At 61.9% G+C, this 15,422-nt stretch carries 13 protein-coding genes; 9 read left to right on the forward strand and 4 right to left on the reverse strand.

All coding sequences use genetic code 11. From position 1 onward, the window contains the following. The coding region (locus ASS64_RS05085) for a serine hydrolase (RefSeq protein ID WP_157075087.1) at positions 1-1,047 on the forward strand (1,047 nt) is incomplete at its 5' end. A 32-nt stretch (positions 1,048-1,079) separates the two neighbouring features. Here the strand turns inward: ASS64_RS05085 and ASS64_RS05090 are convergent. Then, a complete protein-coding gene (locus tag ASS64_RS05090; protein ID WP_067690925.1) occupies positions 1,080-1,667 on the reverse strand; it encodes a helix-turn-helix domain-containing protein in 588 nt (195 codons plus the stop codon). 203 nt (positions 1,668-1,870) lie between these two features. On the opposite strand from ASS64_RS05090, the gene ASS64_RS05095 reads away from it, so the two are divergent. From ASS64_RS05095 to ASS64_RS05120, 6 genes are all read left to right on the forward strand, one after another. Then, a complete protein-coding gene (locus ASS64_RS05095) occupies positions 1,871-3,832 on the forward strand; it encodes a serine hydrolase (protein ID WP_234002333.1) in 1,962 nt (653 codons plus the stop codon). Positions 3,833-3,835: 3 nt separating this feature from the next. Then, positions 3,836-4,837: a dipeptide epimerase gene (locus ASS64_RS05100; protein ID WP_067690931.1), complete on the forward strand. Its 1,002-nt coding sequence runs from the start codon at positions 3,836-3,838 to the stop codon at positions 4,835-4,837. A 194-nt stretch (positions 4,838-5,031) separates the two neighbouring features. Next, entirely contained in the window at positions 5,032-6,063 is a 1,032-nt protein-coding gene (locus tag ASS64_RS05105; RefSeq protein WP_067690934.1) for a DUF1611 domain-containing protein, read from the forward strand. Then, positions 6,060-7,184, forward strand: coding sequence for a hypothetical protein (locus ASS64_RS05110; protein ID WP_067690937.1), 1,125 nt, complete (start codon positions 6,060-6,062; stop codon positions 7,182-7,184). The genes ASS64_RS05105 and ASS64_RS05110 overlap by 4 nt, the downstream gene beginning before the upstream one ends. Before the next feature lie 11 nt (positions 7,185-7,195). Next, entirely contained in the window at positions 7,196-8,773 is a 1,578-nt protein-coding gene (locus tag ASS64_RS05115) for a serine hydrolase (protein ID WP_067690940.1), read from the forward strand. Next, entirely contained in the window at positions 8,770-9,963 is a 1,194-nt protein-coding gene (locus tag ASS64_RS05120; RefSeq protein WP_067690943.1) for a dipeptidase, read from the forward strand. Before ASS64_RS05115 ends, ASS64_RS05120 begins: the two co-directional genes overlap by 4 nt. Positions 9,964-9,994: 31 nt before the next feature. On the opposite strand, the gene ASS64_RS05125 is transcribed toward ASS64_RS05120, so the two are convergent. Continuing rightward, entirely contained in the window at positions 9,995-10,477 is a 483-nt protein-coding gene (locus tag ASS64_RS05125; protein WP_067690946.1) for an Lrp/AsnC family transcriptional regulator, read from the reverse strand. A 104-nt stretch (positions 10,478-10,581) separates the two neighbouring features. Between ASS64_RS05125 and ASS64_RS05130 the strand changes: the two genes are divergently transcribed. Both ASS64_RS05130 and ASS64_RS16630 read left to right on the forward strand, forming a co-directional pair. Then, positions 10,582-11,631, forward strand: coding sequence for a Glu/Leu/Phe/Val dehydrogenase (locus tag ASS64_RS05130; protein ID WP_067690949.1), 1,050 nt, complete (start codon positions 10,582-10,584; stop codon positions 11,629-11,631). 229 nt (positions 11,632-11,860) lie between these two features. Further along, positions 11,861-12,016 (forward strand): hypothetical protein, encoded by a 156-nt coding sequence (locus ASS64_RS16630; protein ID WP_198147653.1) that lies wholly within the window; start codon positions 11,861-11,863, stop codon positions 12,014-12,016. Positions 12,017-12,179: 163 nt separating this feature from the next. On the opposite strand, the gene ASS64_RS05135 is transcribed toward ASS64_RS16630, so the two are convergent. Both ASS64_RS05135 and ASS64_RS05140 read right to left on the reverse strand, forming a co-directional pair. Continuing rightward, entirely contained in the window at positions 12,180-14,156 is a 1,977-nt protein-coding gene (locus ASS64_RS05135; protein ID WP_067690952.1) for a ParB/RepB/Spo0J family partition protein, read from the reverse strand. Between the two features lie 74 nt (positions 14,157-14,230). Then, on the reverse strand, positions 14,231-15,422 hold a 1,192-nt coding region (locus ASS64_RS05140; RefSeq protein ID WP_198147654.1), incomplete at its 5' end, for a strawberry notch C-terminal domain-containing protein.

Raw genomic sequence — 15,422 nt, forward strand, 5'->3', positions numbered from 1 at the left:
AATAGCGGAGCCCCTGCTTCCGATACGTTTCGCCAGCTTGCACAAAGCGAACCCACCAGCGACTTCGGGGAGTTGTATCAGTACAACAACCTGATGGCATCCGCCGCCGGTTACCTCGGCGGAGCATTGGCGTATCCCGACATGGAACTCGGCGCTGCGTTTGACAAAGCCATGGAGACCCGGATTTTCGATCCGCTGGGCATGTCCGACACCACTTTCGATTTCGAGGCTGGTGAAAGCGGCAATTGGGCTCGCCCGCACGGCTTCGACGTCGACGGCGAGGTCACACTGCTCTCCAACCGGTTTAACCATCTAATTACACCGCACCGGCCGGCGGGCGGTGCCTGGTCGACGGCAGCCGACATGGCGAAATACGTCCAACTCGAGCTTTCCAAAGGACTGTCTCCCGAAGGCGTGCGGGTGGTCAGCGAAGAGAACATCGTCGAGCGCCGCAAGCGGGGAGTGCCGATCGGAGAGAATGCCTGGTACGGAATGGGCCTGATGGAGCGGCAGATTGCAGACGTTTCGGTGGTGACCCACGGAGGTACGCTCCAAGGCTATCACAGCAACTTCTACCTTCTACCGGAGGCGGGGATTGGGGCCGTTATCCTGACCAATTCCGACGCAGGAGCTTCCATGCTAGCGCCGTTCCTGCGACGGCTGCTCGAAGTCGTCTATGATGGCAATCCCGAGGCCACGCAGGAGATCGCCGCCGCCGCTGCGCGTCTGGAGAAGCAGGCTGAAGCCAAGCGAGCAAGCCTGACCGTGCCCGGTGATCCGGCGGTTCTCGCGGGTCTCGCTTCCTACTACGTGCACCCCGAAATCGGCTCCATAAGGATTACCAGGCAGGGTGACACGCTCGCCATGAAGGCCGGCTTCGTCGAAGGGCCGATTGCTACGCGGGAAAATGCCGACGGGAGCGTTTCGGTTGTAACCGCCGGCCCCGGCCTGGTGCCTGTCGAAGCGGTCGTCGGCGAACAGGACGGGCGCCGTACGCTCACCGTTCGCGACAACCAGCACGAGTATGTGTACGTTGAAGCAGGGTGATGCGGTTGGGGCAAGGTTGCTTCAACTGTCGCTTACCCGTGCAGGTTGAGCAACGAATCCATGAGGCCGTCATCCTCGCTCGAGCACACTCCGAGCACCACTGCTTCGTCGCAGCCTTCGGCAGTCACATAGGCGTGGCCCATCGATGAATCGAGGTAGATACCTTCGCCGGCATTGACCCTGACCGGATCGTAGAATTCGGAATGAACCTCGATCCCACCTTCGATGACATAGATGAATTCCTCGCCATTGTGGCGGACCAGGTCCCCGAACTCCTTAGCGCTCTGTGCACGGATGCGGGTGACGATCGGTATCATGCGCTTCTGGCGCAAGTCCGTGCAAAGGTAGAAATAATCGTAATTGTCCGTGGTCACGCGGACCGCATTGTCTAAATTCCCGATGCTCCTGCGGCCGGTGACGCGCGGAGACTTGTCTGCCGTCTCTTCCTCGGCGAAGAGATCGGACATGCGGATATTGAGCCGCTGGCTGAGTTGCTGCAGCTTGTCATAGGAAAGTGTGAGCCGATTGTGCTCGACTTTGGAGAGCGTCGAAACGGGAATCCCGGATTTTTCGCTCATCTCCTTCAGCGTCCACCCGTTACGGGAGCGAATTTCGCGCATCACCTCGCCAAGCGTTCTCGCTTTCGCTTGCACAGCTACCAATCGACGGCTCCCGTTGACAATTTTCTGAATAGGATCATTATGTCCTAGTTCAGACAAGTTAACTCTTAGGGTACATGTTACTGATTAGGGGTTCCACGTCCAGCCGAAAAGCTGGCGAAGCGGTCTCGGGGGAGAATGCGATGCGTTACATTCAGAAGTTCATGATCGGCCTGGCGGCACTAGCCACTCTGCCACTGGGTGCCCAGGGTCCTGCCCCCCGGGAAACGGCTCCTGAGCCTGTAGCAGCACCGGCACGAGCTACCGCTCCTTCTCAAGCTGAGACTGCGAATCTCGACGCGGCGGACATGGAAGCGTGGCTGGACGGCTTCCTCCCCTACGCACTGGCGCGCGGTGGGATCGCCGGTGCGGTAGTCGTGGTTGTCCGGGGCGACGAAGTGGTCCTACAGAAAGGCTACGGTTATGCGGACGTGGCAGCGCGTGAAGCGGTTACGCCGGAGGGCACGCTCTTTCGTCCGGGTTCGGTCTCAAAGCTGTTCACCTGGACTGCCGTCATGCAGATGGTCGAAGAGGGTAAACTCGACCTCGACACGGATGTGAACCGCTATCTCGAATTCGAGATTCCTCCGTTCGAAGGGAAGCCGATCACCCTTCGCGACATCATGACGCACACCGCGGGTTTCGAGGAATCGATCCGCTATCTGATCACCGACGATCCAGAGGCGGTTATGTCGCTGGGCGAGCTGATGCCTCTGGCCTTGCCCGAGCGGGTCTTCGCCCCGGGAACGACCCCCGCCTATTCCAACTATGCCACGGCGCTTGCCGGTCACATCGTCGAGCGGGCCAGCGGAATGAATTTCGACGACTATGTCGATAGCCGAATATTCGACCCCCTCGACATGACGCGCTCCACGTTTCGCCAACCGCTGCCCAAGCGCCTCGAGCCGTTGATGTCCGAAGGCTATGCTGTCGCGACAGGGGAGCCAAAGCCCTTCGAAATCGTGGTCCCGGCGCCCGCCGGTAGCCTTTCCGCGACCGGGGCGGACATGGGCAAGTTCATGATGGCTCACCTCAACGAAGGTGGCCCGCTCCTCAATCCCCAAACCGCACGAATGATGCATGACTTCGATGCACCCGGAGTGGGTCCGCTGAATTCGATGGCGCTTGGCTTCTACGAAAGCTGGGTCAACGGTCGTCGCGCGATCGCGCATGGCGGCGACACCCAGTGGTTCCACAGCTACCTGTGGCTGTTTCCGGAAGACGATATTGGTCTCTACATTTCCATGAACAGCGACGGTGAGGAAGGTGCATCAGGCGCCATCCGCAGTGCGCTGTTCCATGGCTTTGCCGACCGGTATCTGCCCGGTGAGGAGAACCAAGCCAGGGTCGATGAAGAAACGGCCCGCGAACATGCGGCAATGCTGGCAGGCAATTACGTCAGCAGCCGCGGTTCTTTCACCAATTTCATGCGCCTGCTGGGTTTGCTCGGCTCGCTCGAAATTACTGTCGGTCCGGACGGCAAGATCGCCTTTCCTGCGCTCGACGGCCTCACTGCCGGCGCGCGAGATTGGGTGGAGATCGAACCCTTTGTCTGGCAGGATACCGCGACAGGCGAACGTCTGGCGGCGGAAGTGGTGGACGGGCGCGTCGTACGGGTAAGCCTCGATCCCATCTCGCCCGTCATGGTGCTCGAGCCGGCGCCAGCCGCTTACAATCCAGCGTGGTTATTGCCCGCCCTGATGGCGTCTCTCTTCCTGGTCCTCTTGGCAGCGGTCGCCTGGCCGGTCCGAGCCCTTGTACGCCGACGTTTCGGGGCAAAGTTCGCGCTACGGGAACGGTCGCTGCTCGCCTGGCGCGTCTCCCGCAGCTTTGCATGGCTCACCCTAGCAGCGGTTGCGGGATGGATCTGGCTGATCATCTCCTTCTCCAGCGATCTGGGCAGCATTGGCGGGCCGCTCGACTGGCTGATCAACCTCTTGCGCGTGCTCACTCCGGTGGCCACGATCGGGCTGCTGGTCGCTTCTGCCTGGCATCTCTGGCTGACCTGGCAGCAAAAGCGCCCCTGGACGATGCGGGTTGCCGCGTTCCTGCTGGTTCTGGCGGCCGCCGTTCTTGTCTGGGTTACGTTTGGCTACAACCTCTACGGCTTCGGGATGGTGTACTGATTCATGAACACTAAAACACGATTGCAGCTGAACCTCGCAGTCGAGCGATTCGCCTATCACCAGCCGTTCCGGATTTCGGGTCATGTTTTTACCGAAACGCAGTTGCTGGTCGCCGAGCTGTCCGATGGCGAGCACAGCGGCCGGGGCGAGGGTGCCGGGGTCTACTACCTGGATGACGACATCGATCACATGCTCGCGGAGGCGGAAAAAGCGCGCGAGAGGATCGAGGCCGGCGCCGGGCGCGAGGAGCTGCAGAACCTCATGCCACCCGGCGGCGCGCGTAATGCGATCGACTGCGCCTACTGGGAATTGGAGGCTCGGCAGAAAGGGCGCCCGGTATGGGAACTTGCCGGGCTCGATCCGCCCCGGCCGCTGCCGTCGACCATGACGCTTGGGGCGGCGGAGCCGAGTGCCATGGCGCAAGCTGCGCTCGCGCTCGATCCCGACGCTCCTGTCAAGGTCAAGCTGACGGGTGAGCTGAAATTGGACATCGCTCGTTTGAGCGCGATCCGCGCGGCGCGGCCATCTGTCTGGATTGGGGTGGATGCCAATCAAGGATATTCGCCGGACAGCTTGCGCGAACTTCTGCCCGCGCTTCTCGAGACCCGCATTGCATTGCTGGAACAGCCGCTGAAGCGGGGAGCCGAAGAACACCTCGACGGCTTCGAACGGCCGCTCCCATTTGCTGCGGACGAAAGCGCCGTGACACTGGCCGATACCGCTTCGATGGTCGGCCGTTTCGACATCGTGAATATCAAGCTCGACAAGTGCGGAGGGTTGACCGAGGGGCTGGCGATCGCCCGCGAGGCCCGCAGCCTCGGCCTTGGCGTGATGGTCGGGAACATGATGGGGACCAGCCTGTCCATGGCTCCATCCTATCTTCTGGGCCAGGTGTGCGACGTCGTGGATCTGGACGGACCCACCTTTCTGGCTAACGATCGCCGACCGGGCGTCACATACCGGGAGGGCATGATCCACTGTCCCTCCGGAATTTGGGGCTGGTAATTTGTCTCGATCTTGTTGACAATTCTCCGATTAGGACATTATGTCCTGATCTGGGTAATCGGGGGAGTGGCAATGTCGAGAGATGCCGGCAGCAGTCAGCCTCCGCAGCGATCCCCACACTTGGGACGCACTCATTTCACATGGGGCTCATCCGTCTCACCAGTCGTCCCCAGTCTTTTCGGAAGCCAGTCGCAATGAACGCTCCCATTCCGCGGGTTTCTGTACTGCCCCAACCTTATCTGCTCTTCCTGGGCGACACGACCGAGGCCAGCTTCGCCAAGACCGCACTCGGCCTAGCTCATTGGGCTCCCGACCAGTGTGTCGGCGAAATGGCTCTGCCAGGCGCTACAGTTTCGACAGGCCTACCGCGGATCACCGCCGTCGAGGCCGGTGAGGCGGGCGCTAAGTCGCTGGTAATCGGCGTGGCCAACCAAGGGGGGGTGATCCCGGCGAGTTGGATCGATGCCCTGGTCGCAGCGCTGGACGCAGGATTGCACATCATCAGCGGCCTGCATGTGCGGCTGGCGAGTATCCCCGCACTTGCCGAAGCCGCCAAGCGAAACAACAGGCAGCTCATCGACGTTCGCACGCCTCCTGCGAGCATTCCGGTGGGTACGGGACGCAAACGCAGCGGGAAGCGGCTGCTCACGGTGGGCACCGATTGTGCGCTGGGCAAGAAATATACGGCGCTGGCCCTTTATCGTGCCTTCCAAGCTCGCGGCGTCGATGCAGACTTCCGCGCTACCGGCCAGACGGGGATCATGATCGCTGGAGGCGGTATGCCGATGGACGCGGTTGTATCAGATTTCGAGGCGGGAGCGGCCGAAGTGCTGAGCCCCGATGCTCATGCGCAGCATTGGGACGTGGTCGAGGGGCAGGGCTCCATCTTTAATCCCTCCTACGCAGCCGTTTCGCTCGGTCTGTTGCACGGCAGCCAGCCCGATGTATTCGTCGTCTGCCATGATCCCACGCGCTCGACGATCCTCGGGCTCGAGGGGTTCGATCTACCCACGATCGAGGAGGTCATCGATATGACGGTGCGCCTCGGTAGCCGGACTAATCCTGCAATCCGCTGCGGCGGAGTCAGCCTCAACACTTCCAGCATGAGTGAAGGCGAGGCTGCGCAGCTTCTGGCCGACGAGAGCGCGCGCCTCGGTCTTCCGGTCGCAGATCCGGTTCGGGGTGGCGCGCCCTTCGATGCTCTTGTGGAGGCCTGCCTCGCATGACCGAGGCCGATCCGCGCGCTAGAAGCAGCTGGTTCCAGCGCTTCCTGCTGCCTGGATTTGCGCTAAAAGCTGTCATCATCGGCGGAGGCTATGCCACGGGCCGCGAACTGGCCGAGTACTTCATTCCCTCAGGCCCTTGGGGCGGGTTGGCTGCGATGCTGCTGGCGACCGGCATCTGGAGCTTGGTTGCAGCCGTTACCTTCGCAATGGCGCGCGAAATGCAGGCCTACGACTATAAGTCGTTCTTTCGTGGATTGCTGGGCCCGGGTTGGGTGCTTTTTGAAATATCCTATCTCATCTTCGTCGTGCTGATCATCGCAGTTTTCGGTGCGGCGGCGGGAGAGATCGGCGCCGCGACGTTCGGCTGGCCGGCCCTTGTGGGCTCTATCGCTCTGGCCGTGACGATCCTCGCGGTGGTATCGTTCGGCACTGGAACCGTAGAGCAACTATTCCGCTACGCCTCTTTTCTCATTTACACGGTCTATGCTCTATTCCTGATCCTCGCGCTGGCCACGTTCGGCGATCGCATCGGCCAGGGATTTTCGGAGTCGCCCCCTCCGCAGGACGGTTGGTTCGCAGGCGGACTTACCTACGCCAGCTACAACATTGTCGGTGCGGTCATCATCCTGCCGGTCCTGCGTCACCTGACCAGCACGCGGGACGCGATCGTCGCCGGAGTCATCGCGGGGCCGCTGACGATGCTGCCGGCAATCCTGTTCTTCGTTGCCATGGTCGCGTTTTATCCCGCAGTCGGCGCCGAAACGCTGCCTTCCGATTTTCTCCTGCGGCAGATGGACGTTCCCGGTTTTGCGGTGGTCTTCCAGCTGATGATCTTCGTAGCCCTGCTCGAAAGTGGCGTCGGCGCCATCCACGCTGTGAACGAACGCATTGCCAGTGCCCTGCAGGCTCGCGGCCGACCCGACCTCGGCACTTTAATGCGCTCCGTAATCGGTGCCTTCATTCTGGCCGGCTGCATGTTCGTTGCGGCCGAAATCGGCTTGGTGGACCTCATCGCGAGCGGATACCGCTTCCTCGCCTGGTTGTTCCTGGCTGTCTACGTCGTTCCCCTGTTGGCTATCGCCACCTACCGCCTACTCACCCGCCGCTCCTCCAAGCGTTAGGATACTACTCCATGAAGCCTCTTCACCTTCTCGCCACCGCTGCGCTATTCGCGTTCCCTGCTCAGGCTTGGTCGGCACCGCCCGAAAATTTCATCGATGAGGTCGAAACGCTGCGGCAGGAGATTGGAGCGCCGGGCATTTCCATTGCAATCGTCGAGCAGGGGGAGACGACCCTTGCCCGCGGCTGGGGCGTGCGCAAGCTGGGCGAGAGTGCGCCGGTTGACGGCGAGACCATCTTCCAGACCGGTTCGACCGGCAAGGCCAAGACGGCGGCGGCGCTCGCCATCTTAGTGGACGAGGGCAAGATCGAATGGGACGACCCGGTGATCAAGCACATGCCCTGGTTTCGCATGTACGACCCTTGGGTCACGCGAGAGATCACCATCCGCGATTTGCTGGTTCATCGCAGCGGCCTTGGTCTCGGTCAAGGCGATCTGCTGTTCGTCCCTCGGAGCAGCCTCACGCGCCGGGAAACGGTCGAACGCGTTGCGCATCTTGAACCCAAGACCAGTTTCCGGTCCGCCTATGCCTACGATAACATCCTCTACGCCGTGGCTGGCCAACTCATAGAAGAAGTGACCGGGCAGACCTGGGAGGACTTCGTGCGTGAACGGGTCCTGCGCGCGGGCGGCATGGACGATGCGACGAGCGAGAGCGCCGATCGCTTCAACACTCCCAACCGCTCCTATCCGCACGCGAGGCTGTCCGGAGCCTTGCGCGGCTTGGGCGATCAGCAGGCTCTGGATGAGCGTGACGAGCTCGGGCGCAGCGCCGCACCCGCGGGTGGTCTAGCCCTGAGCGCTGAGGATATGGCCGCATGGCTGAAGATCCAGCTGGCACACGGCGCGCTTCCAGAGGGCGGCAGGCTGTTCAGCGAAGAGCAGGCTCGCGAAATGTGGAAGCCTGTGACGGCAATGCCGACCCCGACGCTCCCCGATCAGTTGAAGCCCGCACAGCCGACTTATCAATCCTATGCGCTCGGCTGGCAGGTACAGGATTATCGCGGCCATCGGATCATCTCGCATGGCGGCGGTGTGTTCGGGTCGATCACCCGCGTGGTGATGATCCCCGAGCTGGACGTGGGCTTCGCGATCATGACCAATTCGGAAGAAAGCGGCATGCTGCTCGGGCTGACCTACGATCTGCTCGACCATTATCTCGACGAACCCGATTTTGACTGGACGACCAAATGGCAAAACTGGTTCGAAGCGCGGCTGGAAGGTGGCAGGCAGTTTCTCGAGCAGTCCAACGCAACCCCGGTCGACGTCGGTCCATCGCTTCAGACAGGGCGGTATGCCGGGCGTTATCGGGATCCGTGGTACGGGGATGTCGTGATCGGCGAAGATCCGCAGGGATTGACGATCGACTTCACGACGACCCCGCGCATGGAAGGGCGGCTGGAGCATTGGCAATACGATACGTTCAAGACAGTGTTCGACGATCCGGCGATCGAACCTGCTTTCGTGACCTTCGCACTAGATGCCGAGGGCGCGGTATCGAGGGTGACGATGAAAGCCGTCAGCCCCATCGCGGATTTTAGCTGGGATTATCACGATCTCGATCTCAAGCCTGTCGGAGACGCAGAATGAAGACCATCGCCGCCATCGGTATCGCAGCCCTGGGGCTGTCAGGTTGCGCTTCCACTTCGACGCAGGGTTCAGTCGATGCAGCCGCGGTACACCGCGACCTGCTCGTGCTGGACACCCATCTCGACACTCCCATCAATTTCGGGCGGGAAGGCTGGGACTTCGCGGCGCGCCATGATGTCGCGAACGAGATCGCCCAGGTCGATCTGGGCCGCATGGCGGAAGGGCATCTCGATGGTGGCTTCTTCGTCATCTATACGGAGCAAGGTGAGCTTACGTCTGCGGGCTATCGCGATGCGCTGGCCTTTGCGCGCGGGCGCTCCGACGCAATCGACCGGGAGATTGCCGCTCATCCGGAAATGATCCGCTTCGCGCGCAGTGCGGACGAAGTCGAGGCACTTGCGGCTGCTGGCCAGCTTGTGGCCTTGAAAGCGATCGAGAACAGCTATCCGTTGGGCGAGGATCTCTCGCTGTTGCGAGAGTTCTACGACCGCGGGGTTCGCATGGCGGGACCGGTCCACTCAGGCACCAATCAATTCGCTGACGCAGCGGGTGGCGAGGCTAGGTGGAACGGGCTGAGCCCGCTCGGCCGCGCATGGGTGGCGGAAATGAACCGGCTCGGCATGGTGATCGACGCCAGCCACTCTTCGGATGCCGCTTTCGACGAGATGGTCGCATTATCCAGAACTCCGCTGATCCTTTCGCACAGTTCTCCAAAGGCGGCTTTCGATCACCCGCGCAACCTCGATAACGCGCGTATTCGCCGCCTCGCTCAAAGCGGCGGAGCCATGTGCATGTCCACGGTGTTTCTCAGCACCATGAACCTGACCGAGGAACGGGGGGCCCTGTTCGAACAGTACGAGAGCATCGCCGACCTCTCTCCCGCGGAACAGCAGGAGCTCAGTCGCCGCTGGCGTGCGCTCGACGAGACAGAGCCGATGTGGGCGACCAGCTTTGAGCAGTACATGGATGCGCTGCTGCAGCTGATCGAATTGGCCGGGGTTGATCACGTGTGTTTCGGGGCCGATTGGGACGGCGGTGGCGGCATTCAGGGCCTCGAAGACATTACCGGGCTACCGATCGTAACCCAGCGCCTGCTGGAAGCGGGCCACAGTCCGAACGATATCGAGAAAATGACCAGCGGCAACGTCTTGCGTCTTATGCGCGCAGCGGAGGCGGCGCGCGGGCAGTAGGCTCGAACTGAGGGTGGCCCACTCCGGCAGGTCAAATCGGCAGCTCGTTGCTCGATTTGATCTGCGACAGGGCGACGGTGGAGTTGATCTCCTGGACTCCGGGCAATTTGCTCAGGCTGTCGAAGAAGAACCGTTCATAAGCCTCGATGTCCTCGGCGACGATGCGCAGCATGAAGTCGGTCGTGCCCATGAGCACGTAGGCATCGAGAACCTGCGGGAAGGCGCCGATTGCGGCGCTAAATTCGTCGAGATTGGCGCGGCCGTGGGCGTTTAGTTTCACCTGCGCGAAAATGTGCGCGTTGAGACCCACCGCTTTGCGGTCCACAACTGCAACATGGCCCCGAATTATCCCCTCGCGCTCCATCCGCGCGATCCGGCGCCAGCAAGGCGAGGGCGAGAGACCGACCTTCTCGGCGACCTCGGCAGTCGTCTGCTTCGCATCGCGTTGAAGCTCTCGGAGTATTTTCCTCTCATATTCGTCAAGGACAGGCAAAAACGTTCTCCAAACTGCCATTGAGGGGTTAGTATAACCGGAAGTAGCGTATGATCCATAGCAATGAGGTACGACTTTCCCACAATTGGTCCCGATAATGCCCCCATTCAGATCAGGAGGGTTTCATGAAAGATCACATGCAGAACGAGGGGGACACGGAGTACTTCGTGCTTCGAAATGAAGAGGCAGGACTCGATGGCGTGATTGCACTCCATTCGACGGCGCTCGGGCCAGGGGCGGGCGGTTGCCGCTTCTGGCATTATTCTTCGCGGAACGAGATGTTGGTCGATGCAGCACGGCTCGCGCGTGGAATGACCTACAAGAATGCGCTTGCCGAGCTTCCACTGGGTGGAGCCAAGGCGGTGTTGCGGGTCCCCGACGAACCGTTCGATAGGGCGCAATTGTTTCGCGCCTTCGGACGTGAGGTCGCGAAGCTGCGTGGGCGTTACTTCACCGCGGAGGACGTCGGAACCTGTGTTGCCGACATGGAGTCCATCGCCTTGGAGACGGTGCACGTGGCGGGGCTGCCGCAGGTCTCGGGAAAGCCCGGCGGCGATCCTTCGCCATGGACTGCGCGCGGCGTCTTGGCCGCGATGGATAATCTGGCACGGGAGCATCTCGCACGACCGCTGTCCGATTGTACGGTGGCGATCCAGGGCGTCGGTAATGTCGGCGGTGCATTAGCGAAACTGCTGCATTCTCGAGGCGCGAAATTAGTGCTGGCTGACACTAATTCAGATCGCGTCGCCAAGTTGGCTGCCGAGACCGGAGCTGTCGTGGCAGATGTGAACGAGATCTGCGGTGTCGAAGCTGACATCCTGGCACCCTGCGCACTGGGTGGCGTGTTCGACGCGATTACTGTTGCTAAGGTGAAAGCCAAGGTCGTTTGTGGCGCTGCGAACAACCAACTCGTGACCGAAAAAGACGGCGTCCGCCTTGCCGAGCGCGGGATCCTCTACGCGCCGGACTGTGTGGTCAACGCAGGCGGCATAATCAATGTGGCGGCCGAACATCTGGGCTGGGACAATCAAGAGGTGGTCCGCCGCGTCGACGGCACCGCAGAGCGTCTTGCGCGAGTGTTGGCTCGCGCCGAGCAATCAGGCCAAGCGCCGAACCTCGCCGCAGACAGCCTGGCCCGCGAACGCGTGCGCCTTGGTGGTGCGCTCGTGGCTTGAGCTACCAAGACGCTAGTCTTAGAAGCTGAACGGGAAACGCCTTGCAGGTGCGGCGCGAGCTGGGTTTGTGCATGCCGCTGAGGGTGCTCAATTTTTTCAGCCTGAATGCCGGCAGCGGTTCTGTCACACCAACGTGGCAGCAAGAGGATAGTGCCGCTAGCAGCGCGGATCCCCCCAATCCCCCGCCGTAGGAACTCTTCCTTAAATCCGCCAACCGGTATTCGTCGGCATGTCGGGCCTGATGGATATCGGTGGTGTACTGCTGCTCAATTGGCCATTTGATCATTGGCCGTTAACGGCCAAGCAAGAAGCGGTCGCAATACTTGCCTTGGCTTCGCTTCTCGCTTTTTTGTTCATGACGATCCGTGTTGCGAGCTATCTCTGAGGCTGATGCTAGCGCGCCCTCAAAGGAATACTAACGGCGGGTATTGCCCTTCCGTCACTGAAAGCGGAAATTCCGCTTACGGCCCAAAATTTGACATAGAAAAGGCGGCCCGTCCCGATTGGGACGGACCGCCCGCCGAGTGACCTGGACCTGTCAGGAGGGGTCAGGCAGCCTGCTCGGCAATTTTGTCAGTTGCTTCGGCGTTGACCGCCTCGTCGCCTCCGTGGTCCGCCAGCCCGGCTCCGTCGGAACCGGCGAAACGCATGATCGAAGGCACCCAGGCCTGCGCCCGTTCCATCACGTCGGCCTCGCCGATGAAGTTGCCTGAGAAGATGCGCTCCGCAGCGCTCGCCAATTCGGCCTTCTTGGAGGCGGCATAGCGACTGACTAGTTCGGGACCGCCGACGGCGTCGAGTGCTTCGAGCGTGCGGGCCTTGGCCACGCGATCAAAATAATTCGCTGCCGTGGGACGCCACCAATGCGCGGTTTCGATTTCGAGGAGCGAGCCGAGCGCCTCATGCATCGGCACCGAGCGCTCGCCTTCGCAGGCAAGGCTGGCAACTAGAGTGCGCGAGACGACATAGCCGAGCCAGGCCGAGCGCGACTCGTCGGAAAGTGCCCGGAACCTTGCAAACCGCTCGACATCGCTTGTCCCAGCACGCCAGCTTTCATCGAGTGACCCGGCAAACTCCGCCAGAGCAGCGCTCGCCGGTGCGTCCTTGGCTTCGAACCCAGTGACCGGCCCGGAAGCCACCGAGCCGACCAGCGTCGACGCCTTCTTGGCGCGCCAGTCGCGCGCATCGGCATCGGCAAGCGTGAAGACCATGAAGTCGAGCGCCAGTGCCGGATCGTTTGCGAGATGGATTGCCAGGATGTCGCGGCGTTGCATCGCGAGCTCGTCCAGCAAGCGCTGGGACAGCGAGCTGCCCTTGGGCTTCGCCGCTCCGCTTTCCTCGACGGCCTCGACCACGCCTTCGTCGTCGGTGATGACCTCGCTCTCGGTATAGAACTGCGGTACGAGTGTCGGTTCGCCATTACGCGAGAGGACGAGGAAGGCACCGGCCTCGGATTTCAACTCGTCGGCAAGCACGGGGGGACGATCATTGAGCGCGCGCATGGCGCGGTCGATGACGACGAGTTCGCGTTCGGCCTTGGCGATCTCGTCCTCGTCACTGTCTTCGTCTTCGAGCACGGCGGCGACGCGGTCGTAGTCGGCCTCGAGTTCGCCGAGCTCCTGCGCTTCCTGTTCGGTCATCGGCGCAGGCTCGCAGGGCAGACGGCCCAGACCTTCGACAAGGTCATGGCTGACATAGTTGCCCAGCGTCGGACGCACCCAGGCAATGCCGTATTCGAGTGCTGTTTTCTCTGCCGCCTCTTCCATGGCCTTGTGTGCGAGGTCTTCGAGCAGCGCGATATCGATCCAACTCTCGCTGTCATCATCGTCGAACAGTTCGCGCTCAATCCTGCCACCTGCGGCGAGGTAGGCATCGCGTCCTACGAGAACTGCTCGCGGATCGGAACCGCGCACCGTGGCATCGAGCACCATGCGGCGGATTGTGTCAGGCGTGATCTGGTACCAGGCGTGCTGCAACTCGGCATAGACATGCGCCTGCCGCTCCACGTCGGAAATCGCGCCATAGGCCTTCGCCATGTCGAGCGTAATTGCGCTTTCGGCGAGCGCTTCGAAGACGCAGGGTGCGAGACTTGCCAAACGCAGGCGCCCTTCGACGAACCGGACGGTGAGACCGAAGCGGCGCGCCAAGTCTTCGACCGTGGCACCCGCGTCGATGATCGATGCGAAGGCCTGCGCCTCGTCGGCCGGGTTCATCGCGAGGCGCTGGAAGTTTTCGGCAAGGCTGGCTTCGCGCACCTCGCTTTCCTCGCCTTCGATGACGAGGCAAGTAACCCCGTGATTCTCGGGCAATGTGCCCTCTTCGGCCAGCGCCTGCAGCGCGGCGAGACGGCGACCGCCGGCCTCGACCTCGAACTTACCGCGCTTTCCTTTCCGCACGACGAGGTTCTGCAGCAGGCCGCGCGCGGCAATGTCTGCCCGCAGCTGGAGGTCGGCCAGCACGTCGCTAGACTTGCGAACGTTGCGCGGGCTGGGAACGAGCTTCGTCAAGGGGATCGACTGGATCATGGGTGTTCTCCTGATGGAATGAGGGCGCAGGTGAGGATCACGAGGCCCACAAGCCCAAAGGGCTCCCTCCACTCTCATTCTGAGATTGGGGTCTGCCCGAGGGATCGGGCGGCAAGCGCAGGAAGGACCGACGAGGCAGCGGAGACTGGCACGAACAGCCGCGTGCGGTAGCGGATGATCTCGGTGAAGCAGCCCTTGCCCTTGTACCAGTCGAGCCGATCCGGCGAGAACCCGGTCAGTTCGAGGCGCTGTTCGCCGGCGACCAGCGAGCGCTTCACGGTAAGTGGATCGTGGCTTGTAAGGCCCAGCGGTTTGCCGCTGACGAGGACGAGCTCGCCGATCTGCTCAGGCGCCGGTCCGGTAATTTCGGAAAGACCAAAGGTCTCGGCGATTGCGGCGAGATCGATATCGAGCACTTCGCGACCGATGATCGATTGACCATCTTCGGCAACGAGCCGGGTGACCCGAACATGATCGCCGGGCAGGCGCTTCCAGACCGGTAGCAGCAGCCCAGTGGCAAGATGGACGCGCTCGGTCACCGGTGAGGCGGCAGCCTCCTCTTCCTCAGCCCGCCAGGCGCTCGTGAACGCAGTGACGCCAATTTCCTCCCAGTGGCTTTCAGCGAGTGCCTCAAGCGCCCAGTTTGCAGACTTGAGCGGGCGCAGCAGGCGCCGACGTTCGATCACGGCGCCGTCGTCGGCGATGAGCCGTCGGGCCGGAACCGACAGTGCGACCTTGCCCGAGCGCGCATTGCGCATCGGGATCGCGCGCGGGCCGCCGATCTCGTGCATGCGTACGAGGCGCTGCAAGCGTAGAGGCCGAAGGTGCCTGGTCACTTCCAGCGAGACGAGGCGGGTCTCCGCTCCGGTCACGGGATCGGTGCGCAGGAGTTCATCTGCTAGGACATTGAAAAGATCGACCCTGACGGTTTCCAGTCCCTGGTCGAGCGTTCCGGCTTCGCGCGCGGCTTCGATCCGCGCTTCGAAGAGGCCAAGGTATTCGTCGAATATGGCGTTCTGGAGCGCGATCGGCAGCGCAAGAATGCGGTTCAGCCAGCGCTGGATGGTGGGGAGATTGTCGGTCAGCCCACCATCGGGGTTTTCAAGCCGGAGGCCGGTACGCTCGACGAAATTGCCGAACGTGGTGGCTTCGAGCTTGCCGTCATAGAGCAGCTGAAACCAGCGGCTGAGCGCATCGCGCGCATAGTCGCTTTCTAGATTGTCTGCCGGATCGAACAGGTTCTGTCCGCCGGTCTGGCGCTGGCCG

Origin of the sequence: Erythrobacter sp. AP23 (assembly GCF_001542855.1) — a bacterium.
GTDB lineage: Bacteria > Pseudomonadota > Alphaproteobacteria > Sphingomonadales > Sphingomonadaceae > Qipengyuania.